The sequence below is a fragment of the Rhodoligotrophos appendicifer genome, assembly GCF_007474605.1.
GTDB classification, from domain to species: Bacteria; Pseudomonadota; Alphaproteobacteria; order Rhizobiales; family Im1; genus Rhodoligotrophos; species Rhodoligotrophos appendicifer.
Genome location: NZ_VHKL01000010.1, coordinates 173369 through 198325 on the forward strand (window position 1 = coordinate 173369; position 24957 = coordinate 198325).

General features: G+C 60.3%; 25 protein-coding genes and 1 tRNA gene. 11 read left to right on the forward strand and 15 right to left on the reverse strand.

Translation table 11 applies throughout. From position 1 onward, the window contains the following. The gene (locus FKM97_RS21555) at nucleotides 1-456 is read right to left on the reverse strand and encodes a MarR family winged helix-turn-helix transcriptional regulator (RefSeq protein ID WP_144294508.1); all 456 of its coding nucleotides are present in this window, start codon (nucleotides 454-456) and stop codon (nucleotides 1-3) included. A 224-nt stretch (nucleotides 457-680) separates the two neighbouring features. Between FKM97_RS21555 and typA the strand changes: the two genes are divergently transcribed. After that, the gene (gene typA, locus FKM97_RS21560) at nucleotides 681-2510 is read left to right on the forward strand and encodes a translational GTPase TypA (RefSeq protein WP_144294509.1); all 1830 of its coding nucleotides are present in this window, start codon (nucleotides 681-683) and stop codon (nucleotides 2508-2510) included. Here the strand turns inward: typA and FKM97_RS21565 are convergent. Continuing rightward, nucleotides 2507-3103, reverse strand: a complete 597-nt coding sequence (locus FKM97_RS21565) for a hypothetical protein (protein WP_144294510.1) — start codon at nucleotides 3101-3103, stop codon at nucleotides 2507-2509. The two genes, typA and FKM97_RS21565, sit on opposite strands and share 4 nt — an antisense overlap. Nucleotides 3104-3195: 92 nt before the next feature. Here FKM97_RS21565 and ppa point away from each other — a divergent pair, with 92 nt between their 5' ends. Beyond that, nucleotides 3196-3750 carry an inorganic diphosphatase gene (gene ppa, locus FKM97_RS21570; protein ID WP_144294511.1) on the forward strand — a complete coding sequence of 185 codons (555 nt, stop codon included), beginning with the start codon at nucleotides 3196-3198 and terminating at the stop codon, nucleotides 3748-3750. Here ppa and gluQRS read toward each other — a convergent pair. Continuing rightward, entirely contained in the window at nucleotides 3738-4610 is an 873-nt protein-coding gene (gene gluQRS / locus FKM97_RS21575) for a tRNA glutamyl-Q(34) synthetase GluQRS (RefSeq protein WP_144294512.1), read from the reverse strand. The genes ppa and gluQRS overlap by 13 nt on opposite strands. Nucleotides 4611-4666: 56 nt before the next feature. Here gluQRS and FKM97_RS21580 point away from each other — a divergent pair, with 56 nt between their 5' ends. The 3 genes from FKM97_RS21580 to FKM97_RS21590 all read left to right on the forward strand — a co-directional run bounded on the left by FKM97_RS21580 (nucleotide 4667) and on the right by FKM97_RS21590 (nucleotide 6666). Further along, a complete protein-coding gene (locus FKM97_RS21580) occupies nucleotides 4667-5320 on the forward strand; it encodes a DNA-3-methyladenine glycosylase family protein (RefSeq protein WP_144294513.1) in 654 nt (217 codons plus the stop codon). After that, nucleotides 5317-5964 carry an alpha/beta hydrolase gene (locus FKM97_RS21585; RefSeq protein ID WP_144294514.1) on the forward strand — a complete coding sequence of 216 codons (648 nt, stop codon included), beginning with the start codon at nucleotides 5317-5319 and terminating at the stop codon, nucleotides 5962-5964. Before FKM97_RS21580 ends, FKM97_RS21585 begins: the two co-directional genes overlap by 4 nt. 141 nt (nucleotides 5965-6105) lie before the next feature. Beyond that, nucleotides 6106-6666 (forward strand): HNH endonuclease, encoded by a 561-nt coding sequence (locus tag FKM97_RS21590; protein ID WP_144294515.1) that lies wholly within the window; start codon nucleotides 6106-6108, stop codon nucleotides 6664-6666. 5 nt (nucleotides 6667-6671) lie between these two features. On the opposite strand, the gene FKM97_RS21595 is transcribed toward FKM97_RS21590, so the two are convergent. The 4 genes from FKM97_RS21595 to FKM97_RS21610 all read right to left on the reverse strand — a co-directional run bounded on the left by FKM97_RS21595 (nucleotide 6672) and on the right by FKM97_RS21610 (nucleotide 10939). After that, nucleotides 6672-7175, reverse strand: coding sequence for a disulfide bond formation protein B (locus FKM97_RS21595; protein WP_144294516.1), 504 nt, complete (start codon nucleotides 7173-7175; stop codon nucleotides 6672-6674). 56 nt (nucleotides 7176-7231) lie between these two features. Then, nucleotides 7232-8275, reverse strand: a complete 1044-nt coding sequence (locus tag FKM97_RS21600; RefSeq protein WP_144294517.1) for an ABC transporter ATP-binding protein — start codon at nucleotides 8273-8275, stop codon at nucleotides 7232-7234. Beyond that, nucleotides 8272-9789 carry an ABC transporter permease gene (locus tag FKM97_RS21605; protein ID WP_170241056.1) on the reverse strand — a complete coding sequence of 506 codons (1518 nt, stop codon included), beginning with the start codon at nucleotides 9787-9789 and terminating at the stop codon, nucleotides 8272-8274. The genes FKM97_RS21600 and FKM97_RS21605 overlap by 4 nt, the downstream gene beginning before the upstream one ends. Before the next feature lie 136 nt (nucleotides 9790-9925). Beyond that, nucleotides 9926-10939 (reverse strand): iron ABC transporter substrate-binding protein, encoded by a 1014-nt coding sequence (locus tag FKM97_RS21610; RefSeq protein WP_144294519.1) that lies wholly within the window; start codon nucleotides 10937-10939, stop codon nucleotides 9926-9928. A gap of 289 nt (nucleotides 10940-11228) precedes the next feature. On the opposite strand from FKM97_RS21610, the gene FKM97_RS21615 reads away from it, so the two are divergent. Beyond that, nucleotides 11229-13676 (forward strand): GcvT family protein, encoded by a 2448-nt coding sequence (locus FKM97_RS21615; protein WP_144294520.1) that lies wholly within the window; start codon nucleotides 11229-11231, stop codon nucleotides 13674-13676. On the opposite strand, the gene FKM97_RS21620 is transcribed toward FKM97_RS21615, so the two are convergent. Both FKM97_RS21620 and FKM97_RS21625 read right to left on the reverse strand, forming a co-directional pair. Next, nucleotides 13665-13961, reverse strand: coding sequence for an ACR/YggU family protein (locus FKM97_RS21620; RefSeq protein WP_246105213.1), 297 nt, complete (start codon nucleotides 13959-13961; stop codon nucleotides 13665-13667). The genes FKM97_RS21615 and FKM97_RS21620 overlap by 12 nt on opposite strands. A 44-nt stretch (nucleotides 13962-14005) precedes the next feature. Continuing rightward, on the reverse strand, nucleotides 14006-14296 hold the full coding sequence (locus FKM97_RS21625; protein WP_144294522.1) for a YggT family protein: 291 nt from the start codon (nucleotides 14294-14296) through the stop codon (nucleotides 14006-14008). Nucleotides 14297-14435: 139 nt separating this feature from the next. Between FKM97_RS21625 and FKM97_RS21630 the strand changes: the two genes are divergently transcribed. Then, nucleotides 14436-14511: transfer RNA gene (locus tag FKM97_RS21630), tRNA-Ala, on the forward strand. 385 nt (nucleotides 14512-14896) lie between these two features. Here the strand turns inward: FKM97_RS21630 and FKM97_RS21635 are convergent. The 6 genes from FKM97_RS21635 to FKM97_RS21660 all read right to left on the reverse strand — a co-directional run bounded on the left by FKM97_RS21635 (nucleotide 14897) and on the right by FKM97_RS21660 (nucleotide 20738). Continuing rightward, the gene (locus FKM97_RS21635; protein WP_205015258.1) at nucleotides 14897-16009 is read right to left on the reverse strand and encodes an alpha-hydroxy acid oxidase; all 1113 of its coding nucleotides are present in this window, start codon (nucleotides 16007-16009) and stop codon (nucleotides 14897-14899) included. A gap of 183 nt (nucleotides 16010-16192) precedes the next feature. Further along, the gene (locus FKM97_RS21640; RefSeq protein WP_205015259.1) at nucleotides 16193-16924 is read right to left on the reverse strand and encodes an ABC transporter ATP-binding protein; all 732 of its coding nucleotides are present in this window, start codon (nucleotides 16922-16924) and stop codon (nucleotides 16193-16195) included. Next, nucleotides 16911-17687, reverse strand: a complete 777-nt coding sequence (locus FKM97_RS21645) for an ABC transporter ATP-binding protein (RefSeq protein WP_144294525.1) — start codon at nucleotides 17685-17687, stop codon at nucleotides 16911-16913. Before FKM97_RS21645 ends, FKM97_RS21640 begins: the two co-directional genes overlap by 14 nt. Then, nucleotides 17684-18682, reverse strand: a complete 999-nt coding sequence (locus FKM97_RS21650; protein WP_144294526.1) for a branched-chain amino acid ABC transporter permease — start codon at nucleotides 18680-18682, stop codon at nucleotides 17684-17686. Before FKM97_RS21650 ends, FKM97_RS21645 begins: the two co-directional genes overlap by 4 nt. Further along, nucleotides 18682-19581 (reverse strand): branched-chain amino acid ABC transporter permease, encoded by a 900-nt coding sequence (locus FKM97_RS21655; protein WP_144294527.1) that lies wholly within the window; start codon nucleotides 19579-19581, stop codon nucleotides 18682-18684. Before FKM97_RS21655 ends, FKM97_RS21650 begins: the two co-directional genes overlap by 1 nt. Next, nucleotides 19578-20738, reverse strand: a complete 1161-nt coding sequence (locus FKM97_RS21660) for an ABC transporter substrate-binding protein (protein ID WP_144294528.1) — start codon at nucleotides 20736-20738, stop codon at nucleotides 19578-19580. The genes FKM97_RS21655 and FKM97_RS21660 overlap by 4 nt, the downstream gene beginning before the upstream one ends. A gap of 119 nt (nucleotides 20739-20857) precedes the next feature. Between FKM97_RS21660 and FKM97_RS21665 the strand changes: the two genes are divergently transcribed. From FKM97_RS21665 to FKM97_RS21680, 4 genes are all read left to right on the forward strand, one after another. Then, nucleotides 20858-21646 carry an IclR family transcriptional regulator gene (locus FKM97_RS21665; protein WP_170241058.1) on the forward strand — a complete coding sequence of 263 codons (789 nt, stop codon included), beginning with the start codon at nucleotides 20858-20860 and terminating at the stop codon, nucleotides 21644-21646. Nucleotides 21647-21800: 154 nt separating this feature from the next. Further along, a complete protein-coding gene (locus FKM97_RS21670) occupies nucleotides 21801-22790 on the forward strand; it encodes a cyclase family protein (RefSeq protein ID WP_144294530.1) in 990 nt (329 codons plus the stop codon). Then, a complete protein-coding gene (locus tag FKM97_RS21675) occupies nucleotides 22787-23746 on the forward strand; it encodes an amidohydrolase family protein (protein WP_144294531.1) in 960 nt (319 codons plus the stop codon). Before FKM97_RS21670 ends, FKM97_RS21675 begins: the two co-directional genes overlap by 4 nt. A gap of 191 nt (nucleotides 23747-23937) precedes the next feature. Further along, nucleotides 23938-24957 (forward strand): TRAP transporter substrate-binding protein, encoded by a 1020-nt coding sequence (locus tag FKM97_RS21680; protein WP_144294532.1) that lies wholly within the window; start codon nucleotides 23938-23940, stop codon nucleotides 24955-24957.

The following is a 24957-nucleotide window of genomic DNA, read 5'->3' on the forward strand; positions in this document are numbered from 1 at the left end:
TCACGCGTCCGTCTCCGCCAGATTTTCAGCCAACAGATTGGTCCGCATGATGTGAAGATCCAGACGAAGCCGTTCGACTTCATCGGGACTCATGCCCTGGGTCGCATGGTTACGGATCTCGGTAGCGATGTCGGAGACGAACTGCACTATGGGAGCTGCCTGGGCAGTCACCCGGACCAGTTTCGCCCGACGATCCGCAGGATCCGGAACTCTCTCCACAAGCCCACGGGCTTCGAGCTTATCCAGAAATCCAACCAGGGTCATGGGCTCGATGCCCATCAGGTCCGCGATCGCGCTCTGGTTGGACCCTTCGAACCTTGCAGCATAAGCAAGAGTCCGGGCTTCACCGGACGTCAAACCCAGCCCGGCCCTATCGAGAGTCTGCTCTATGCGGCGGCGAAGAAGCCTAGCCACCTCGAAGGTGAGGAAGCCCACGTTGTCTGTCGGAGATGCCATAGACGAAAAAACTGACTTATAATAAGGATACCATACTATATGGGACGGCGCCTTGGAGACGTCAATCACCTTGAATCCGGTCGTACAAACTGGATTAACGTGGTCCTTCTGGGACGAGCATGCCAGGTGCAGGTTGCGCTTTGACGCGCAGTGACTATATTGCGCCGCATCACAGTAGCCGCGGGCCGGGTCCGGTTTCCGCGGCATTTCGTTTAGGCAAAGCCATGGATCTACGCAACATCGCCATCATCGCCCATGTCGATCATGGCAAGACGACGCTGGTCGATCGCCTGCTCTCCCAATCGGGCGCCTTCCGCTCGAATCAAAGGGTTGCAGAGCGGGCCATGGATTCCAACGATCTCGAGCGAGAGCGCGGGATCACGATCCTCGCCAAGGTGACGTCGGTCCCATGGGGCGACATACGCATCAACATCGTCGATACGCCTGGCCACGCGGATTTCGGCGGAGAGGTCGAGCGGATCCTCAACATGGTCGATGGCGCCGTTCTCTTGGTGGATGCGTCGGAAGGTCCCATGCCGCAGACGAAGTTCGTCGTCGGCAAGGCCCTCAAGCTCGGCTTGAAGCCCATCGTGGTGATCAACAAGATCGATCGTCCGGACGAGCGGCACGTCGAAGTCCTGAACGAGATCTTCGATCTGTTCGTCGCGCTCGATGCCAATGAAGAGCAACTCGACTTCCCGGTGCTCTATGGTTCGTCCAAGCTCGGATGGATGGCCGAAGACCCCGCCGGACCGCAGACCGACATGGGACCTCTGTTCGACCTCGTGCTGAAGCACGTTCCCGCTCCGCATGTCGAAGACGGTCCGTTCCGACTGCTCTCGACAACCATCGAGGCGGACCCTTATCTCGGTCGGATTCTGACCGGCCGGATTACCTCGGGGATCGTCAAGCCGAACATGGCGGTCAAGGCGTTGAGCCCCGACGGCCGCGTCATCGAGGATGCTCGGATCTCCAAGGTTCTGGCATTTCGCGGCCTTGAGCGGCTGCCGATCGAGCAGGCCGAAGCCGGAGACATCGTCGCCTTGGCCGGACTGAAGATTGCCACCGTTGCCGATACGATCGTCTCGCCGGAGGTCACTGCGCCGATCAACGCCCAACCGGTCGATCCCCCGACTTTGTCCATGGAATTTCGGATCAATGACGGACCGCTGGCCGGCCAGGAGGGGGACAAGGTTCAGAGCCGGGTCATCCGCGAGCGGCTGATGCGGGAGGCCGAGGGCAATGTGGCGCTGAAGGTCACACCGAGCTCCGAAGTCGACAGTTTCGACGTTGCCGGACGCGGTGAATTGCAACTCGCCATTCTGATCGAGACCATGCGGCGCGAAGGTTTCGAGGTGACCGTCGGACGTCCGCGGGTCGTCATGAAACGAGACGAGGCATCGGGCGAGTTGCTCGAGCCGGTCGAAGAAGTCACGATCGACGTCGACGAGGAATATTCCGGCACCGTCGTGCAGAAGCTCTCGGAGCGGCGCGCCGAGCTGACGGACATGCGGCCTTCCGGTGGAGGGCGGCAGCGCATGATCTTCCGAGCCCCGACGCGCGGGCTCATCGGGTATCACGGCGAGCTTTTGTCGGATACGCGCGGCACGGGCATCATGAACCGCGTGTTTCACGCCTATATGCCTCATGCCGGAGAAATCCCGGCGCGGCGCACCGGCGTGCTTCTGTCCAATGGCGAGGGCGATGCGGTCGCCTTCGCGCTGTGGAATCTCGAAGATCGCGGGCCGATGTTCATTCATCCCGGCACGCGGGTCTATGCGGGAATGATCGTCGGTGAGCACACCCGCGGGAATGATCTGGAAGTGAACGTCCTCAAGGGCAAAAAGCTCACCAATGTGAGAGCCTCGGGCAAGGACGAGAACGTCAACCTTACTCCACCAATCAATCTGACCCTGGAAAAGGCGCTGGCCTTCATCGGCGACGATGAGCTCGTGGAAGTGACGCCGAAATCCATCCGACTGAGGAAGGCCATCCTCGACCCGCATGAGCGAAAACGGGCCGAGCGGAGCAAGGCTTCGGAGTTGACCGTCTAAGGATCCGAGCAGGGAAAGCCGGCAGCCAACTGATCCGGACTTTTTCCCAGCTTGGTGATCATGACGGGATGATCGACGCTGCAGTCGAATCCCTCTGCCTGCCCGTCCGCGACAACACGGCTCAGTGCCTGCGCGGACGGCAGATCAGCGTCGATGTAGGCGACGTGGCAGACGTCCTTCGCACTGATCGACGTCACGACTAAAAAAGTGCCGTCGTCACCATTTTCCCCTGTCGACCACCGCGTGATCGTGGCGAAGGGATCTCCACCCCTCAGACGCCACTCGATGTCTCCTTCGATCGTGTTGGGTGAGATGAAGGTTTCGCGACCTGCACAGCGATCCCTGGCGTCATCGCCGAAACTGATCAACATCCGCTGATCGGCCTGAGCCACCCAGACCTTGTGGTCCCCATAGCCCTCGCACATCCACTCGGAGACCCCGATCTTGGGATCGTCCACCGTATGATCGCAACGATCGAGCGCGAAAGTCGTTATCTCGCTGGTGGGCGGGGCATCCTGGGCCGTCGCGCTGCTGCTCATCCCGACTGCCGCGAGTGCTGCCAGACAGATCACAGCGAAAGCTTTACGCACCATTCCTTGTCCTTCGCGTCAGGTACTCTTGCAATAATTCTAAAGATCGGCTCTTGTGCGCCGCACAATCCACCCATCCCCAGCTCGGAAGATCCATGCGTCTCGAAGAAATCTCGATCGGAATGAACCCTCCCAAGGAAGTCAATGTCGTGGTCGAGATCCCTCTCGGCGGCGAGCCCATCAAATATGAGATGGACAAAGCCTCAGGGGCGCTCTTCGTCGACAGGTTCCTTTATACCTCGATGCGCTATCCGGGCAATTACGGCTTCATCCCCCATACATTGTCCGAAGACGGAGATCCGGTGGACGTGCTCGTTGCCAATCGGCGCTCGATCGTGCCGGGCGCTGTCATGGCCTGTCGTCCCGTCGGCGTGCTCCATATGCGCGACGAGGCCGGCGAGGACGAGAAGATCATCGCCGTTCCGGCGAATCGGCTCACGGCTATGTATGATAAGGTGCACAGCTATCAGGACCTGCCGGACATCCTGCTGAAGCAGATCGCTCACTTCTTCGAGCACTACAAAGATCTCGAAAGCACGAAATGGGTTGAGATCGTCGGGTGGGGCGATGCCAACGAAGCGGAGCGCCTCATCCTGCAGGGCATCGAAGCCGCCGAGCAAAAAGCGCGCGACAGACTTCAAGAGGGCTGAAAGCCCAGGGTGACGCGGACTTCGGCAGCCGTAAGCCCTTCCTCCCGCAAGGACCGCAGGCTGCGATCATGAGCGCTCTTCGATAATTTGCGACCCATCTCGTCGCCGATCAGGCGGTGGTGCCGGTATGTAGGCTCCGGCAGTTCAAGCAGCGCCTGCAACAGGCGGTGAACGCCTGTCGCGTGAAAGAGATCCTGGCCACGGGTGATTTCCTCGATGCCCTGTTCGGCATCATCGATCACCACCGCAATATGATAGCTGACCCCAATATCCCTGCGGCCGAGAACCAGATCACCCCAGCGTTCCGGATGCGCCGGAACGAGGCCGCCCTGTCCTTGGGGACCCGAGCCCTGCTCTCTGAAGGTCAGGGGCTGGTCGAGACGCGCCAGCGCGCGATCCATATCGAGACGCCACGCCGCCGGCATGCCCGTCCGTTCGAGCTCGGCGCGTTCTTCGCGCGAGAGCCCCTTATGAAGGCCTGGATAGAGTGGCGCACCGTCCGGATCCACAGGCCAGTTCTTGCGGCCGACCAGGGCGTCGCGGACTTGCTGGCGGCTGGCGTAACAGGGATAGAGCAAGCCCATCCGGTCCAGGCGAGCCAGGGCGTCACGGTAAAGGCCCAGATGGTCCGACTGGCGACGTACGGGTTCCAGCCATTCGATCCCCAGCCACCGAAGATCCTCCAGGATCGCATCAGCATAGGCTGCCCGGCAGCGGATGAAATCAATGTCCTCGATGCGCAGGATAAAATCGCCATCGGACTGCCGTGCCCGGGCTTGGGTAAACAGAGCGGAGAAGGCGTGTCCGAGATGGAGCTCGCCGTTCGGACTGGGGGCGAATCTGAACCTTGGTCTTCGCATCGTCGACACTGTGAAGGCATCTTGTTGCCGATCCGTACATCAGATAGGCACGGCGGATGTTTTCCACCATCGAAAGTCTCGATCACATCCAGGAGGGGATCGACGCGCTTATCGCGAGCGAACCCCGGTTTTCGGTTATCTTCCAGATCGCGGGCCTCCCGCCGCTTCGGCGCCTTCCCGGCGGTTATGCTGGGTTGCTGCGGATCATCACGGAGCAGCAAATCTCTTTGGCCAGCGCCAAGGCGATCTGGGGACGCATGGTGGAGCAGCATGCACCTCTCGATCCCCTGCGAATCCTGACGCTCACCGATGCAGAGTTTCGGACAGTGGGTCAGTCGGCAGCGAAAATTCGCACCATCCGCAACCTCAGCCAAGCCATTGCCGACGGCCTGCTCGACGTGGATGGACTTGTCCACCTGCCCGATGATGAGGTCCGAAAACGGCTCATGGCCATTCCCGGGATCGGACCGTGGACGGCTGATGTCTTTCTTCTTGCATGTCTCGGGCGACAAGATGCATGGCCGGCGGGCGACCTTGCCCTGCAGGTGGCGGCGGCCGTGGCTTTCGAGCTTCCAGCTCGACCCAGCGCCAAGGAAATGCTGTTGATCGCCGAGCCCTGGCGACCCTGGCGCGCGGTTGCAGCCCGGCTGATCTGGGCCTACTACGCGACGTTAAAGCCCCAGCCAATCCGGGAGACATCCCCGCTATGACGACACATACGCCCCGCCTTGCCCCGCTGTCCGGGAAGCCCGCCTCCAAGCTCGTCATCCTGCTGCATGGCTATGGCGCAAATGGCGATGATCTCATCGGCCTGGCAGATGCCTGGCAGCCGATGCTCCCAGATGCGGCCTTTGTGAGCCCGGATGCTCCGGAACCCTGCGAAGGCGCCGGTTTTGGATATCAGTGGTTTCCATTGCCGCGGATCCATCCGGATGAGCTATGGCCAGGCGTCCAGCGGGCCGCACCGGGATTGCAAGCCTTCATCGACGAAGAGCTGGCGCGCTACGGGCTCGAGGAAACCGATCTTGCACTGGTGGGTTTCAGCCAGGGAACGATGATGGCGCTCCATGTCGGCCTGCGACGCAGCCGCGCAGTTGCAGGCATCCTCGGTTATTCCGGCGCACTCGCAGGAGCGGAAATGTTGAAGTCCGAGATCCGATCGAAGCCGCCCGTCCTGCTCATCCATGGGACGTTGGACGACCTGATTCCAGTACAGGCGATGCCGATGGCGGCGGCGTTCCTGGGGGAGCTGGGAGTTCCGGTGGACAGCCTGTCCTGTCCTGGTCTGGGTCACGGGATTTCCCCAGAAGGTGTCGCCGCAGGCGGTCGCTTCCTGGTGGAGACACTTCGGTGAAGAGCCTCACCTGCAACAGAGAGTCGCTTCACATCGCTGTCACACCAGATATAGTACAGCACACTGGCTATGATTTGATTCTAGTTTCTGGATGGAATAGCAGGTGGCAAGACTGTATTCCCTCCGAAGGAGCGGAGATCGGTGGACGCCGTCGCGACATCACCGCAGAATTTTCCGGCGCTGGTCCTGAATGCGGACTTCCGCCCCCTGAGTTACTACCCACTTTCCCTTTGGTGTTGGCAGGATGCGGTGAAGGCGGTCTTCCTCGATCGCGTGAACATCGTCTCGCATTACGACCGGGTCGTTCGAAGTCCGACCTTCGAATTCGCGCTGCCAAGCGTGGTCTCTCTCAAGCAATACGTAAAGCCCGCCCGCTACCCCGCCTTCACCCGGTTCAACGTCTTCCTTCGCGACAAATTCACCTGCCAGTATTGCGGCAGCCATCATGACCTGACCTTCGACCACGTGACGCCACGGTCGCGTGGAGGGCAGACGACGTGGGAAAACGTCGTCGCGGCCTGCTCGCCCTGCAATCTCGCCAAAGGCGGCATGATGCCAAACCAGGCGCGCATGTGGCCAAGCCATCAGCCAACACGGCCCACCGTCCATCAGCTCCATGCCAACGGCCGATTGTTTCCGCCAAACTTTCTGCATGAAAGCTGGTTGGATTATCTCTACTGGGACAGCGAGCTGGAACCTTAGGCGCCTCAGGCCTTATCGGAGCCAGCCTTCAGGAACCCCCACAAGGCCACGAGGGCAATTACAGCCGAGATCAGGGCATTGTATCCGGCGAAGGAGATGCCGAAGAGCCGCCATTGGGCTTCCGTGCAGCTCACAACACGACCTCGCGTCAGGTCCGGAAGCACGCTGTCAGGATTGGCAAATCCTCCGCCTCCGGAGCATTCAGCGGGCCCAGCCCACCACGTCCATTCGACACCGGCATGGTGGATGCCGAGGCCCGCGCTGACGATCATCACGCCGGCCAGCACCAAAAGGCCCCAGCGCAGCCAAGCTCCATTGCCGGTACTGCGGATGACGAGCATGAGCAACAGGGCCAAGATCGCTACGATGTAATATGGCCAGCGTTGCCGGTAGCAAAGCGCACAGGGGATATAGCCGCCAATCACCTGGAACCCCCAAGCCGCGACAATGGTCGCGACGGTGAGGGCAAACACCACAACCAAGGCTCTGTAGCTCGGTGATTCGATCATGACGCGGCTTTAGACCAAGTCGGCTGCAAATTGAAGCGCGTCATAATTTCCGGGTCTCAGCGACCGAACACATGGGCCTTGCCGATCACAGAAAACTTAACAGGCGTGCCGATCGGCTGAAGCTCAGCATTCGTTGTTCGGATCGACAGCGGGGGCTCTCCGGGCTTCCCCTCGGCGCTCGACAGAGAGACAAGACAGGACGAACCGGCGAATTCGACATCCGTGACGACAGCATCCGCTTCCATGGCTGTCGATGGCATCAGTCTCACTTGTTCAGGACGCACCATGATTTGCGCCATACCCTTCCGCTCCGTCGCATCGATCGGAATCCGGCCAAGGACGCAATCGGCGACATCACCCAACAACTGGGCGGGTACGATAAGGGCACTACCGATAAAATTGGCTACTTCAGGGTCCGACGGCCTTAGATAGAGGTCGCGGGGGCTCCCGATCTGGGCAAGATGGCCCGAGCGCAACACCGCAATCTGGTCGGCGAAGGACAGAGCTTCCGCCTGATCATGGGTCACGAGGATCGTCGTGATGCCGGCCGCGGCAAGGATCGCAGCCACCGATCGGCGCGTCATGTCTCTCAGGGCCGCATCGAGAGCAGAGAAGGGCTCGTCGAGAAGCATCAGCCGAGGTTCTCGTGCCAAGGCGCGGGCGAGGGCCACGCGTTGCTGCTGACCTCCGGAGATCTCATGAGGGCGCCGGTCGCGCATGGAATAATCGAGTTCGACCATGTCCATCAGACGGTGAATGCGTTGTTTGCGCTGCACCACCCTGCGGTCGATCCCGAAACCGATGTTCTGGCCAATGGTGAGATGGGGAAACAGGGCACCATCCTGCGTGACGATGCCGATGCCCCGGCGATGTGCCGGGATAGAGAGCGTCGAATCCGCCAGCCGTCGCCCATCCAGCGTGATGCTGCCCGCGTCGGGCCGCTCGAAACCGGCGATCAGCCGCAACAGGGTCGTCTTTCCCGAGCCAGAAGCTCCGACGACAGCGGTGCGCGTGCCTGTCGGGATTTCCAGGTTTACATCGCTGAGAGCCGTGACAGCACCGTAGCTTTTGCTCAGGCCTTCGATCTTCAGGAGAATCATCGTCCAGTGGCCCATTTCGATTGGGCGTGCAAAATCAGCGTCATGGGCAGGGACAGCAGGATCATCAGCAGCGCATAGGGCGCGGCAGAGACATAGTCAATTTCCGCGGTGAGCGCCCAGAATTCGGTGGCAAGGGTGTACGTGCCGCTCGGCGACAGCAAGAGTGTGGCGGTGAGCTCGTTCGTCACTCCCAGCCCCACGAGTGCCATGCTGGCGGCCGCTCCCGGAGCGGTCAGGCGCATCGTGACCTGGCAGATGGCCTGGAGGGGCGTTCTGCCCAAGGCCATTGCAGCCTGCTCAAGCTCGACCGGAGCTAATGCCAAACTCGCCCTGAGACTGACCAAGGCGCGCGGCAAAAAGAGGAGGAGATAGGCCATGAGAAGAGTGAGCGAGGTCTGATACAGCGGCATGGCGAATGTTATGGTCAACGTGGCCAGAGCAAGAGCAATCACCACGCCGGGCAATGAGCCCACATAGTATTGGCAGGCTTCGAGGATCCGTTGCAGGGGGCTTGGCGAGCGCACCGAGAGCCACGCCATGGGTGCCGCCGCAATCGTCGCCAGGAGCCCACCGGCAAGGGCATAAGCCAGCGTCTGAAGCAATGCTCCCCCGACCGCGCCGCGCCAGACATCCAGGCCCCCTATGCCCAGCCATCGGCCGAGAGTCAGCATGGGCACGCCCAGGGACAACGCCGTCACCAGCAGGATCAGGAAGAGGCCCAGCGGCATCAGCCGCCCGAGGGGGCAACGGATCATCATCGGTGCCGCGCCCGATCCGACGCGCGCGTAACGCTCCTTTCCCCGGAGCATGGCCTCGAGCACCAGGAGTCCGAGACAGGAAAGGACCAGAACCCCGGCGAGCATGTTCGCTGCGAGACCGTTATAGGTCGACTGGAACTGGTCAACGATGGCCGTGGTGAAGGTGTCGAAGCGCAGCATCGCGAACAGGCCATACTCACCCAGGAGATGCAGCCCAATCAGCAAAGAGCCGCCACAGATCGCCAGACGCAATTGAGGCAATACCACCCGGACGAAGGTCAACCATCGGCCGAAGCCCAAGGAGGCCGAGGCATCCTCCAGGGACGGATCGAGGCGCCTCAGCTGGGCTGCGACGGGCAAATAGACAAAGGGGAAATAGGCGAGAACAGATACCAGCACCGCAGCGCTCAACCCGTGAAGTCCCGGCACAAGGCTCACCCAGGCATAGCTGTGGACGAAGGCCGGAATGGCCAGCGGCGTCACGGCTAGCCATGCCCAAATGCGTGCTCCGATGAGATCCGTTCTCTCGGTCAACCATGCGAGGGACACGGCTACGACAATGGCAAGGGGGATCGCCACGAGTTCCAGAGAAAGAGTGTTGACCAGGAGCTCGCCCACTCTCGGGCGGATGATCAAGCTTAGAGCCGTCTCCCAGCCCGTCTGAACCGTCGTCCAGGCCACAAAAAGCAATGGCACCAGCGCAAAGATCGAGACAAGTGCCGCGGCGGCGAGCACCGGCAGATTGGCGCCAGACATCAGGCGCGTCGTTAACGGAGTCTCCCGTCGCGTCGTCGAGACGCTTCGGGTCACACCGGACGTGGGGAGAGGATGACCTTTCATCGGTCCCAGCGCATGACGCGTGCCTCAACGCTCTGCCGTGCGCTTTCCATTGTCAAAGCAGACCGGCCTCGGTCATGAGTTCGGTCACTTTCTGGCTGTTGAGCTTGGAAGGCTCCACGGCAGGGGCCTGCAAATCCTGAAGAGGCACCAGCTCGGGGCTCGACGCGATGCCGGTTCCGACGGCGTATTCGAAGGTTTCTTCCGCAAGGATCTTCTGGCCGTTCTTGCCAGTCACCCATTTCACGAAAGCCTGAGCCGCATCCGAATTCTGGCTGGACGCAAGCACGCCACCACCGGAAATGCTGACAAAGGCTCCCGGGTCCTGATTGCGGAAGTAATGCAGCTCAACATTCCTGCTGTTTTCGCCCGTGCGCGCCTGATCACCGAACCAGTAATAGTGATAGATCAGCGCACCTTCGACTTCTCCGGCGTTCACCGCCTTCATGGCCGCGCTGTTGCCGCGATAGGGCGTGGCGTTGTCCTTCATGGCCTTCAACCAGGCCGCGGTCGCTTGCTCGCCTTTCAACTCCAGAATCGCGCTCACAATCGCCTGGAAGTCCGCGCCAGCGGGAGATGCGGCCCAGCGGCCCTTCCAGCGTGCGTCCGCCAAATCCATTACGGACTTCGGAAGCTCCTCTTCCGTGAGTTTCGTCTTGTCATAGGCAAAGACGGTCGAGCGCGCTGCGATGCCGGTCCAGCGGCCTTGTGCCGGCCGGAATGTCTCCGGCACCTGTGCAAGTGTGTCAGGTGCAAGGGGCGCAAACAGGCCGGCATTCTCGACCAGAGCCATTGCCGGGGAATTCTCGGTCAAGAAGACGTCGGCTGGGGAGGCCGGACCTTCCTGCATCAGAAGATTACCGAGCTCGGTATCGTTCCCGTGGCGGAGGACGACCTCAATCCCCGTCTCCTTGGTGAACGCTTTCGCCCAGGCTTCACCGACGGACTTATGCTGCGCATTGTAGACCACTATGCTTCTGGCATCCCGCGCTTCCGCTGGTCCTATCAGCTGGAACACGGCAGCAACGCACACTACGGCGGCGGCAAAATAATCCCGAAGCAATTTCATCCATCCCTTTTCATCAGCGTAAATGTTCCGAAAGCAATCGAGATCTGTAGTCAACCATTCGTGAAATTGTCAAATCGTAATGTTTTTCATTATAACAATTCTAAAGTAAAGATGAGAGCAGTTGCTTCACGCATTTACTTGCTGCTCTGCAACGTCGCGTCGAGGCCGGGAGGAGAAGACCGGCTCTGTCCAAGGGCGAGCTGTCTCGATGATGTTGAATTGTTCCCATTGAAGACGCGCCAAGGCTGCTGCACTCTGCCCTTCCTTCCAGTGTCCCTCGAGGTGCTTCATGCAGTCCCACGCGCGTGTCGTCGTCATTGGAGGTGGTTGCGTCGGCGCGGCCATCCTGTACGGCTTGGCCAAGAAAGGCTGGAGCGACATCGCTCTTCTCGAGCGAACCCAGCTCACGGCCGGCTCCACCTGGCATGCCGCAGGGCTTCTGGTCTCCTATGGCCGTTCGCATAATTTCGGCCGGATGGTCAGCAAGACGCTCGAGATCTACGGAGGCCTACACGGCGACACGGGACAAGATATTGGCCTGCATATCTGCGGCCAGCTGCGGGTCGCGAACACAAAAACCCGGCTGGATGAGTTTCGCAGCTATATCGGCATAGCAGACGCTCAAGGCATCAGAGCCCATATCGTCAGCCCGGCCGAGATCCGAGAGCTGGCGCCGCTGCTCGAGGGCAATCGGACCATGCTCGGGGGCCTGTATCACCCCGATGACGGCCATGTCGCGCCGGCCGACGTCACTCAAGCAATGGCCAAGGGCGCCCGAGACCGAGGAGCCAAGATCTACCTCAATACCGAAGCGCGGGCTTTCGAGCAGCTTGGCAGCGGCGAATGGCGGGTCACCACCAATCAAGGAACCATCACCTGCGAGCATCTGGTGCTCGCGACCGGAAATTATGCTCGGCAGACCGCCGCGAAAGTCGGCCTGGACCTGCCCGCGATCCCGATCATCCACCAATATTGGGTGACCGAGGCCATTCCCCAGATCATCGAACGGAAGAGGAAGGGGCTTCCAGAGATGCCCATCCTTCGCGACGAAGCCTATGCCGGCTATCTGCGCGAGGAAGGCGATGGACTCATGTTCGGACCCTACGAGACTGTGGAAAATCTCAAGCTGTTCGCCGTCGATGGCGTGCCAGAGTGGTTTGGAGCGGATCTGTTGCCGGAGGATTTCGATGCTGTCGCCGCGAACTGGGATGCTGCGCTGAACGCGGTCCCTGCGCTTGCGAATGCCGGCATCAAGAGCAATGTCCGAGGGCCCTTCCAGATGACGCCCGACGAGTTGCCCCTGGCCGGCCCGGCTTGGGGTCTGAACAATCTGTGGCTGGCAGAAGGGGTGCCCGGCGGCATTCTCTGGGGCGGGACCCTTGGCCATTATCTCGCGGAATGGATCGTGGAGGGCGGTACCAGCGTCGACATGTCGGAGATCGACCCAAGGCGCTTTGGTGCCTACGCCAACAAGGCGTGGACCAAGCTCAAGGTCCAGGAGGCCTGGGGCACGCATGCCGATCTGCATTTTCCAGGCGAGGACCTGGCTGCAGCGCGGCCGGCGAAGACCGCCCCTTCCTATGACCTGCTCGGGAGCCGGGGGGCCGTGTGGGGCGTGATGAACGGCTGGGAGATCCCGCGCTGGTATGCACCGGAAGGCGTGGAAGCGGTCCAGGACTACAGCCATCGCCAGACGAAGCATGGGATCCACGTCGCCGCCGAAGTGGCCGCCGTGCGCAACGGCGTTGGCTTCGTCGAGCTGACGCCGATGACCAAATTCGAGGTTTCAGGTCCTGGCGCATCTGCCTGGCTCGATCGGATCCTGGCAAATCGCCTGCCTTCCGTCGGCCGAATCTGCCTCGCGCATCAGCTTTCACCCAAAGGTACGGTGCTCGCCGAGTACACCGTCACCCGCTTGGGGGAGGAGTTCTTCTATCTCGTCAGCACGCCGCGGGCCCAGCGGCATAATTTCGACCTCCTGAGGCGCAGCCTACCCTCCGACGTCCATTTCAGCCTGCGCGACGTCACGGACGAACGTGGGTGCTTCACCATCGTCGGGCCGCATGCCCGGGACCTGCTGCAGACACTGACCGAGGTGGATCTCAGCAATTCCTCATTTCCTTGGCTCGCTGCGCAGGTGGGCGACATGGGGCTCGCCGGAGACGTCCGCTTCCTGCGGATCAATTATGAAGGCGAGCTCGGATGGGAGATCTATCATCCCCTGCCCTATCAGCGCATGCTGCTGCAGCAGGTTCTCGATGCCGGCGAAGCCTACGGTCTCAGGCTCGTCGGAGTGGAGGCTCTGGAGTCGCTGAGACTGGAGAAATCATATCGCGCGATGTATCGCGACATGAACCCTGCTCTGACAGCCCTGGAAAGCGGATTGCACCGGTTCATCCACTTCGACAAGGGCGATTTCATCGGACGCGATGCGCTGCTGAGCCAGAAAAATGAGGGTGGCCCTTCGCGACGACTGGTGCCCCTCTCGATCGCGCCCGGCGGGGATGCGAGCGTCATCGCGCATGAGAGTGTCTCTGTCGAAGGCCGGCTCACCGGCCGCGTCACCTCCGGCGGTTATTCCTATCATTTCGGCCGCGATCTCGCGATGGCGCTCATCGAAAGTCGCGACACCCGGCCAGGCACGCAATTGGAGGTGAACATCTTCGGCGAGCAGCGGGACGCTGTGGTGATCGAGGAGTCACCCTATGATCCGGGAAACGAGCGGTCACGGTTGTGAGGAGGACAGTCGATCAACAGTTCTCCTCACGGTCTCCTCCAGGGCCAGAGGATCGCCCTTGACCAACACCGATTTCAGTCGATCCTTGGAGCCAGAAATGATCGAAATCTGTGACTTTGGAACATTCAAGGTCTTCGAGAGGAGCGCTACGACCGCGGCATTGGCAGCGCCATCCTGAGGCTTCGACCTCACTCGCAGCTGAAGTGCCGGTGTCCCGTCGGCCCCTCGCCATATGCCAGCGGTGCCCTCGCTCTTGGCGTTTGGGGTGACGCGGACAATCAGCACCAAGCCGTCATCCGAGAGGCGATAGGGATAACCGCCGTCCGCGCTCAGATTCCGGCGCCGTAAAAAAGATAAACCACCAGTCTTTCAAGGAAGAGCAGCAACACGATCAGGATCAGTGGCGAGATGTCCAAGCCGCCAAGATTAGGCAGGAAACGCCGAATGGGCGCCAAGGCGGGCTCTGTCAGACCGTCGATCGCATAGGCAATCTGACGAATGAAGCTTTGGCTGGGGCTGACGATGTTGAAAGCGACCAGCCAACTCAGAATTGCACCTGCAATGATGATCCAGATGTAGATGTTGATTACTGTAATGATCAACCACAAGATCGGATTCATTATTGATTTCACCCTAACCCGCAAGCGCCTCCCGACATGTAGCCGTCGCACTGATTCCACGCAAGTGCGGCAGTGGAACCCTGAGGCCGAGAGGGCTGCTTGACAGGGCCGGGGGCTGACGCCTAGATACCCGCGGATCGGGGCCGTAGCTCAGTTGGGAGAGCGCATCGTTCGCAATGATGAGGTCAGGGGTTCGATTCCCCTCGGCTCCACCATCCACCCTCCAAGTCGTTGATATCTTTGGAAGTGAAGCAGGTTCAGCACTTCGCATTCGCCGCTGGAGTGCAGGCGGCTGTTAAGGGCTAAGTCTGTCAGGCATAGGCGCGCCTTTATCTTAGTGCTGGTTGTCCCCTCTGTGCTCAGCCGGGCCTGTCTGCCGTGTTTGAGATCCGCTTTGACCCTGCATGCTCCAGCGCTCAAGTGGGAAAGGTCCTATCCCCTCCAGGCTCGGGGACCATCACGGCATCACCTACGCGGCGTGAAGGCAGCCGCGGTCCGGTATGAGGTGCCTATGGATCTAATGGTTTTCGACACTCATCTCGACCCAGCGAAGCACTGAGTTTCCGCATCTTAGCGTTTGCCCCTGTACATCTGCCAGAGTCAGCGACGGTCGCGAAGAAACTGTATTCCAAGGTCTTCGAACCGGGAACATCCCATCTGTCCTAAATTGGTATCGATTTGGGCGCGAAGGATCGACATGACCTTCGACACGCCCGCAACACCGCCGGCCACCGCGCCGAAGACGGCTGGCCGACCAAACAAGCCCATTGTCGCGCCGAGGCAGCGGGCAATGATGATGTCGGCGCCGCGGCGGATGCCACTGTCGACCAGAAGCGGAATCTCATCTCCGACAGCGGCCCTGATTTCGGCCAGCATCTCGATCGGCGCCGGTGCGCGATCCAGCTGACGCCCGCCGTGATTGGATACCAGAAGGCCGTTGGCGCCCAATCCGACCGCTCGTGCAGCATCATCGGGGTGAAGGATGCCCTTGATTATAAGGTTGTGCGGCCAGGCTTTCCTGATGTTTTCGACAAGCGACCAGGTCTGGCCGCTATTGGGGATCTGGGTGCTATAGACATCGGCCACTTCATCAGCGGTCGCCCCAGGCTTGGCGTAGGGCGCAAAATTCGCCATCAGGGGCAGACCACCGTTCTTGAAGTAGGAATATACCCAACCCGGATGCGCTATAGATTCCAGAGCGATCCGAGGCGTCACCCTCAGAGGGCGGGAAAATCCATTACGCATGTTCCGTTCGCGTCTGACGCTGACTGGCACGTCGACGGTGATCAGCAGATTCTGGATGCCGGCTTCCCGCGCACGGCGAATGAGATCGAAACTGATGGTCTCATCACGGGTCGTGTAGATCTGGAACCATGTGTTGTTCGGCGCGACCTTTACCGCTTCCTCAAGAGAGGCGTTGCTGGTGCTTGACATGACGTAGGGAACGTTGGCCGCAGCGGCAGCCTCGGCGAGCATGAGGTCCGTGCCGTGTCGGAAGAGGCCAAGAATTCCCATGGGACAGATGCCGAACGGGGAGCTGTAGCTATGCCCAAAGAGTGTCACCGACTGGTCGCGCTTAGAGACGTCCATACAATAACGCGGCAGCAGGGAGTACTTGCGGAAAACTTGGGCGTTCCAGCCCAGCCCTTCCTCTCCGTCAACACCCCCATCGACGAAATCAAAAGCGATGCGGGGAAGCCGACTCCTCGCCATGGTGCGAATATCGTCCAGGTTAACGGCGTTCTGGAGATGCATTTCTTGCCCGCATTAATGTTGAGAGGGTATCGCTGATCGCGGCGTTCTGGAACGCGACATTCCCGAGACAGGTCGTGCGAAATTTCTCGCTGGAAGGAGCGGCCCGGGCTCGCTTCCGCGAGCGGATGGGGCCGTGAACGCTCATGGATCGCCCTTTGCACTGTGCCCGAGATAAGCCGTCTCGAAGGCGCCCTTGGCAGCCAGTTCCTCGAAGGGGCCGGCAGCGACCACGCGACCGTTCGCCAGGACGATCGCCTTGTCGGCCAGCATTCGTGCGAAGGCGACATTCTGCTCGACGATGAGCATGGTCAATCCGCTCTCTTTCAGCCGGGTCAACGCCGCGTAGATGTTGCCCACGAGGACCGGCGCCAGACCCAGGGACGGCTCGTCGAGCATCAGCAGCCTCGGCAGAGTCATCAGCGCCCGCCCAATGGCCAGCATCTGTTGTTCGCCACCGCTGAGGCTGCCGCCTTTCTGATCCCGCCTTTCGAGAAGACGCGGAAACAGCTCATAGACCTGCGTCAAGGCGTGGGCGCGCTCGGTTTGATAACGCTTGGCGCGAACGGCATAGGCACCAAGTGCCAGATTGTCGGCGACGGACAGGTCGGAGAAAATCCGGCGACCCTCGGGCACCTGGGCAATTCCTCTTCGCACGATGTCCTCGGCCGATTTCGCATCGATTCGCTGCTCCTCGAAGCAGATCGAACCGGCATTGATGGGCACAAGCTGTGAAATTGCCTTGAGCATTGTCGTCTTGCCGGCGCCATTGGCGCCTAGCACGGCAACGACCTCGCCACGTTGAAGGTCCAGGCTGACGCTGCGCAGCGCCTGGATCTTGCCATAGAGAACATCAAGCTGGTCAAGCTGCAACAACGGGCGCGCTCCCGAGATACACATCGATCACGTCGCTGTTGCCGCGAATCTCCGCCGGGCTGCCATCGGCAATGACACGCCCGAAGCTCAACACGGTGAGGGTCTCGCAGAGGGACATGACCAGATCCATGTTGTGTTCGACCAGAAGTAGGGCCAACCCAGATGCATTGAGGCCGAGGAGCAACTGCTTAAGGCGGTCGGTCTCAGCGGGGTTCAAACCAGCCGCCGGCTCATCAAGCAGAAGCAGCTTCGGCCTACTGGCGAGTGCCCGCGCGATCTCCACCATGCGCTGATGGCCATAAGCGAGGTTCTGCGGAAGTTCCAGCGCATAAGGCGAAAGTCCGAGATCCTCGAGCAGGCTCTCGGCAAATGCGGTGATCTCGCGTTCCTCCCGACGGCCTGCAGGCAAACCCGTGATCGCACGAACAAATCCGGAACGAGACCAGGTATGGCAGCCGACCATGACATTCTGCAGCACCGTAAGACCAGGAAAGACACGCGGATTCTGGAAGACGCGGGCAATACCGAGGCTGGCGATCTGGTGGATTCTGCGGCCTCGGATCTGATCTCCATTGAAATGAATGCTTCCCGTCGCACCGCGATCATGGCCGCAGATGATGTTCATCAACGTCGATTTGCCGGCACCGTTAGGACCGATCAGGCCGCGGATCTCATTGCGCGGCATTCGGAAAGAAACGCCATCCAGGGCATTCAGGCCGCCAAACCGACGCGAGACGTCGCTGACCTCGAGCAGGTCCGTCATGGCTGGCCACTCGCAACAGGCGCGCTCGGAGCGGCGTCACCTTTCTTTGGAGATGCCCTAGCCGAGTCCCTGAACTGTGTGAGAGCCCCTGCTATACCCTGGGGAAACAACAGGAAGACAGCAATGTAGATGACGCCATAGAGAAGACCATTATAGCGGGTCGAGGTGAGCAGGAGGCCCGGAACGACCGTCAGCAGCAACGTACCGATCACCGTACCCCATGCAGTGCCCATGCCGCCGACAACCACAATCGCCATGACCAAAATCGAGAGGTGAACGGTGAAGGAATCGGCGCTGACTACGCTGAAATAGTGGGCGAAGATGCCACCGGCGATCCCAGCCATTAAAGCAGAGAGCGCAAACACATGGGTCTTCATCAGATGCACGTTCACGCCGCATGCTGAGGCGGCGGTTTCATCATAGCGCAAGGCAAGAAGTGCCCGGCCGACACGGGAGTCCTTGATCCGCAACGCAGCGAAGAGACACACCGCAAAGATCAGCCAGGCCAGGAAAAAGGCCTGGGTCGGCGTGACGATGTCGGTCCCGAACAGCGACAGCGGCGGAATGCCGTAAAGGCCGCTGGCACCACCGGTGACCTCTAGGGTGCCGACGAGAAGAAAGACGACTTGGCCGAACGCGAAGGTCGCCATCGCGAGATAATGCCCCTTGAGTCGCAGGATTATGGCGCCCATTACCCAGGCACAGAGAGCAACGATGATGGCGGCGAGCGGAATCGTCAGCCAGGGCGCGAGATCAGTGTTCATCGAGAGCAGAGCTGAGCCATAGGCGCCCATGGCGATGAAACCAGCCTGTCCGAAGGAGATCTGCCCAGCATAGCCGATAAGCATGTCGAGCCCGACGGCGGTGATCCCGTAGAGGCCGGCCAGGACGAGCAGAAGGATGAGGCTGTCATTGGCCCAGAGAGGGGCCGTCAGCACCGCAGCGATGAAGAGTGCCCACCAGGCCATCGGACGAAGCGCAAGGATCTTCTGCATCAGATCTCCAAGCGATGCCCGGTGCGGCGGCCAAACAATCCATGAGGCAGCACGAGGAGAAATAGAATCATGACCACGAACGAAATGACGTCGCGATATGTCGAGCTGATGAAGTAGCTGCTGAAGGCTTCGATGAGCGCCAGGGCCAATCCCCCAATCATGGCGCCAAATACGCTGCCGAACCCGCCGATGATCGCCGCCACGAATCCCTTCACCAACAGAGGCAGCCCGATATTGTAGCCGGTGAGGATGATCGGCGCCGAGACGGCCCCGGCAATCGCCCCAAAAGTGGCGCTCAAGGCATAGGCTGCCGCCACGACACGGCTGATTGATATGCCCACCAGCCGGGCGGCTGCAGGATCCATGGCGGCCGCGCGCATGGCTTTTCCGGTAAGTGTACAGGTCCAGAACACGGTCAGTCCCGCCGTTACCAGAAGACTTACCGCGATCAGCCAAAGGCTCTGCCGCTGGACGAACGCGGTAAAGATTTCCACCGGTGGACCGCTGGTAAATGCCGGAACCGTAATCGCCTCGCTGCCGGCGGTGACCAGCACCAGATTGGAGAGGATGACGGAGATCCCGAAGAGGGTAAACGCATAGCTGAAGGACGGCGCGTGACGGCGATGCAGGGGCGAGATGATGACACGCTGCAACGCCAGCCCCACAAGGGTGGTCAGGATGATCGCCAGCAACACCGCCAGCGCCAACGGGAGGCCGTAATAAATCCCGGCAAAGCTTAGAACGCCGCCCAGCATCACGAATTCGCCCTGGGCGAAATTGATGACGCAGGTCGAATTGTAGATAAGCGAGAATCCGATCGCCACCAGACCATAGAGACAGCCTTGCGACAAGGCGGACATGGCGAGGCGAACGACGTCGTGCAGCACGGGGTCGGTCATGGCAAAGCGACCAGCGCCCCATCCTTGACCTGGGCCATCACCAGGGATTCCGGGGTGGGGCCGATATGGTTCGTTGGACTGAAGCTCACCACCGCCGTCGTGCCGGCAAAATTCTGCGTGGCCTCGAGGGCATCGCGGATCTTCTCCCTGTCGGTTCCCGCGCGTTTGATCGCATCGATGATGAGGTTTACGGCATCATAGCCGAGTCCGTTGTAGTTGACCGGTTCTCGGCCGTACTTCTCCTTGAAGGCGGTCGCGAAGGTCTGGATGGCGGGGGTCCGAGGGTCTGAGGCCGGCAAAGTCTTGTACACATCCAGCGTAGACAGGGACGCTACAAGACCTTCTACCGCTGCGTCCCCACCGATCTCCTTGAACTTCTTCAATCCCACCCCGAAAACCGGAGAACCGGCAACCATCGGCGTCTTGATGCCGAGCTGGTAGCGTGTCTTGGCAATGATCGCCGGCGGTATGCTGCCGCCGAACTGGACGATCACATCGGGCTTGGCGCTCTGGATTTTGATCAGCTGGGGCTGGAAATCGGTGTCATGAGGCTGATAGCTTTCCACCGCGATGATCTCGAGGCCCGCCTCCTTGGCCGCCGCCATGAACTGATCCCGCAGGGTTGTCGCATAGGGCACCGAATCGTGGATGATCGCGACTTTCTTAATGTCCTTTTGGCTGAGAAGGTACTTCAGGATGGCCGCCGACTCGATGGGCGCCGGCGGGTACATGCCGAAGATCCACGCGGGCGGCTCCTTGGTGAACTTGCCCGTCAACGCTGCGAAGGAGACATCAGCGACCTTGAGCCTGGCAGCGATGGGAGCCAGGGCCAGGACCGATGCAGACGAAGTGGACCCGGCAACCGCAACAACATTGTCCGAATTGACGAGTGTCGTCATCCCGACGGCCGCCGTCGCCGGATCATATTTGTCGTCATAGACGACACCCTGCAGCTGCCGGCCATTGATGCCGCCTGCCTTGTTCGCCATGTCGATAGCCAGCTGGGCGCCATCCAGTTCCTGCTGTCCGGTATTCGCCGCCGGACCAGTGATACTGCTGATGATGCCGATCTTGATCGGGCCGTCATCGGCAAGAGCCGGCACCGTCGCGGCTAGAAACCCGAGCGCCAGCACAACATGTTTAAAGGCAGGCCTCATAGCTTGTATCCTCCCATCAAGTGATTTAGTTTCTTATTAGAAAACTTTGTTTTCGATTATGCTTTATGATCGCCGATTGGGTTCGTCTGTCAAGTCTCTCAGAATCGAGGAGAGCGACCATGTCTGTAAAAGCTTTGGGAAAATCGCTTGCCGTCCTGAAGCACTTCGCCATCGACGATACCCCCCTTGGCGTGACGGATCTCGCCGAAGCAACCGGGATGACTAAGGGACAAATCTCCAAGATCCTCAGCACGTTCCGCGAGGCGGGCCTGCTGACGCAGGATCCGGAAACACGGCGCTATTCCGTAGGATTGCAGGCATTCGCCCTAGGCGCGCGTTTCATGAACAGCCATCGCCTCGCCCATGATGCGCCCCCAATCATGCGCGCCCTGGTCGAAAAGAACCGGCAAAGCGCCCGTCTGTCGATCGCACATGGCGACGACGTGCTCTACATCTACGGCATCGAGGGGCCGCTCTTGCTTCAGATGGGTTGGCAGATCGGGACATGGATGCCGCTGCACGCCACCGCTGCAGGAAAAGCTGTTGCTGCCTTCTTTGCGCCAGACCGGCTGGCTTTGGTGATCAACCGCCAGGAATTGACCAAATTCACCGAGAACACGGTTGTCGACCGCGATCGATTGTCGGCCCAGCTTGAGGACGTCCGACGCCTGGGCTGGGCGCGGAACCGCGGCGAACTCACTCCCGGCGTAGCGGTCATCGCTGTGCCGATCTTCAATCGGAATCGCATAGTGACCGGCGCACTGAGCCAAGTCTACCCCGAGCATCTGGTTGGCGAGATCGACGACGAGAGCCTCGTCGATGACCTACACGATGCCGCAAAGGCTCTGTCGGCGCGGCTCGGCTGTCTGGTCTATCCTTTTGGCGGTCACCGCAGGCCAAATCCCTGAACAGCGCTGCTGCATTTTCCTGCCGGCTGCTGGTTGACAGTGATGCTGCCTCGATCCAAAATTACAACGATGTTTCTTAATAGAAAACTTTGTTTCGAGTCCTGGGCGGATTGATAATCTCTGGAACGGGCGGGACAGGACGAAAGTCGACAAAATGATGAAATATGCTGACCTGCTGGCGCGAACCGACGCTCCTCCCGGGTCCTCCTGGGGCTTGTTTGGTGCTGACGACGAACTCGGCTCGCTCAATTTTTTGACGCCGGCACGCGTCCGCGATGCTGCGGGCTTGGTCAAGCGAGGAACGGTGTTCAATCTGGACTGCGCTCTCGACGCATTCCAACCGCCGATCGCCCGGCATAGAAACCCGCCGAAACATACGATCTTCAGCAACAGCCCCTTTCATAATGACGATTATCTCGACAGCTTCTACTTGCAGGCCACCTCGCAGATCGACGGGCTCCGTCACTTTAGGCATCCCCGTTATGGGTTCTACAATGATGCACTGAGGGTGACCGCCACGCCGGAGGACCCGCATCTGGGAATCGCGCGAATGGCGGAGCACGGAATCGTCGGACGTGGCGTGCTGCTCGACGTGGAGCGCTACCTCGTGGGCCTAGGCCGTCGCCTCGACCATCGCAACGGCGGTCACTTCGACGTCGCCGTCTTGGATGCCGTGGCTGCCTCGCAAGGCATCTCTTTTCAGCCGGGCGACCTCCTTCTGGTTCGGACGGGATGGCTGAATTACTATTTCAATGAGGCCAGTGACGCGGATCGCGCGGCATTGCCTTCCAATCTGATTTCGCCTGGCCTGGTTCAGTCCCATGACAGCCTCGCCTGGCTCTGGGACCATCAATTCTCGGTTCTCGCATTCGACAATGCCGGCGTCGAATGCGTTCCAGCCATCGCTGCATCGCCGTTCATCGACGAGATGCAGGGGATTGAGGGTGTGAACGCCCATCACGCGCCCATGATGCATCCCTATCTGATCGCGCTCCTGGGATTTGTCCTAGGTGAATTGTGGAACCTCGAGGCGCTGGCCGATGATTGCGCGGCCGATGGGGTCTATGAGTTCCTGGTTTCGTCGAAGCCGCTGAACCTGCGGGGCGGCGTTGGCTCGCCCGCCAATGCCATGGCGATCAAATGAGCGATCCATCGTCTCGTTTCGTTGATCTGTTCGGATCGATGCCCACTCCGGAAAGACTAGCCTTCGAGATCCTGTCCTGGGGGTCCGAACCTGGCTATTCCGGTGTCTTCCGGGACCGATGGGCAGATCTCCAGAATTTGCCCCGCGAGGTGGTGGCGCAGGTCGCCGCGCTGCCACGTTCGTCCTATCCCAGGGAGGCGGTTTCGCTGCTGGCGCCGCATGCGCGCCGCATCGCGGACCTCGTCAGCGAGTTCCGCCGTGCGGGAGCCGTAAGGACGGTGCTGCACAATCTGCTTCCCACCAATCCCGGCCTCCGCAATGACGACCTGGCCGCGATTACAACCCAGTTTCCAGACGATTTGTTGGGCTTCGCCCGGATCGATCCCACGACAGGTATCGAGGCGGCCAACGAGATCCGGCGGTGCGTATCGAGCTTCGGATTCCGGGGCGCTACCATGACGCCTTTTTGGCACCAGATCCGCTGCGATGACGAGACCTGCTTTCCGATCTACGAGACATGCAGCGCGTTGGGCATTCCGATCTGGATCCACATGAGTGTCAACTGGAAGCGAACGACGCCGCTGAGCTTCGAACATCCGCTCCACATCGATGCCGTCGCCTGTAAGTTCCCTGACCTGAAGATCATCGCCGGTCATGGTGGCTGGCCGTGGATCCAGGACATGGTCGCCGTCGCCTGGCGGCATCCTAACGTCTTTGTCGACACCACAGCCTTCCGGCCGAAGCATATCGCGACGCCCGGCAGCGGCTGGGACATGCTGTGGTACTTCATGCAACGCACATTGCAGGAGAAAGTTCTTTTCGGTTCAACCTGGACGCTCCTGGGGATGAGCCTGGACAAGGTTGTGGCCGAGGTCGCGGAGACCGATCTCGACACCAAGACGAAAGAACGGTGGCTCTACGGAAACGCGGCGAAGCTGTTCGACCTCACTCGCTGACGCTTCAACGTCATCAGTGAATTGCCCCATGGGGCAGCAAAACCATTCCGACGCATGATCGAAATTCGACCAGGCGATGATTTCCGCACAATCCGGAATCGCCATCGGAAGGCAATCACGCTTGCGTCACGACGAGGATGAGCTACACTGGATCTAAGAAACACTGTTTCAAATAGAGATACGGAGGAAGCATGAGGCTGACGCAAATATTGTGCTTGGCTCTCCCTATCCTGCTCCTTGCGCCAGCAGCTGAGGGCCAGGAGAAACAAACGCTCCGTGTCGCCGATGTTTATCCGGCGGGCCATTTCGTGGCCGAGGCTCTGACGAAGCCGTGGATGAAAGAGGTCGAGGCTCGCACTGGTGGTGCTGTGACCTTTCAGTATTTTCCGGCCGAGCAGCTGGGAAAGGGCAAAGACCTGCTCTCTTTGACCCAGTCCGGCGTTGCCGATATCGGCCTCGTTATCCCGGCCTTTGTGTCCGACAAACTGCCGCTCTCAGCTGTCGCCGAGCTGCCCGGAGGCTTTGCCGAGGCCTGCCAGGGAACCATGGCATTCTGGAAGCTGGCCAATGGCGGATTTCTTGCCGAGAAGGAATATGCCCCCAATGGGGTCCGCGTGCTGTTTGCGACCGTCCTGCCGCCATATCAGATTTTTTCACGAACGAAGCTCGACTCGCTGAAGAGCTTCACCGGGCTTAAGATCTATTCAACTGGAGGTGCGAAGGATCTGACCGTGCGCAAACTCGGCGCGGTTCCGATCCGGATGTCAACAGCCGAGGTTTTCGAGTCGCTGACCCGGGGCACGATCGACGGGGGGCTGATGTCCTACTCGACGGCGCGCGCATACAATCTGCAGGAGGAGGTCCATTCCGCGACCGAGGGCCAGAACTTCGGCAGCGGCGTCATCACCTATGTAATCTCCGGTGACCGGTTGGCGAAGCTTTCCCCTGACGTACAGAAGGCTCTCATCGAAGCCGGTGATGCTGTGACGCGCCAAGCCTGCGCCAAGATCCAACAGTCCATGCAAGGCGACGTCAACACGCTGAAGGAGGCAGGCGTCGAGATGATGACCTTGCCCGATGCGGATCGAACTAAAATCTCCGAGGATATGGCGAGCGTGGGTCAAGAATGGGCTCTCGAGCTCGACAAGCGCGGCAAGTCCGGCACGAAGGCGCTGGATGCTTTTCACGCGGCGCTGAAGGCGTCCAACTAG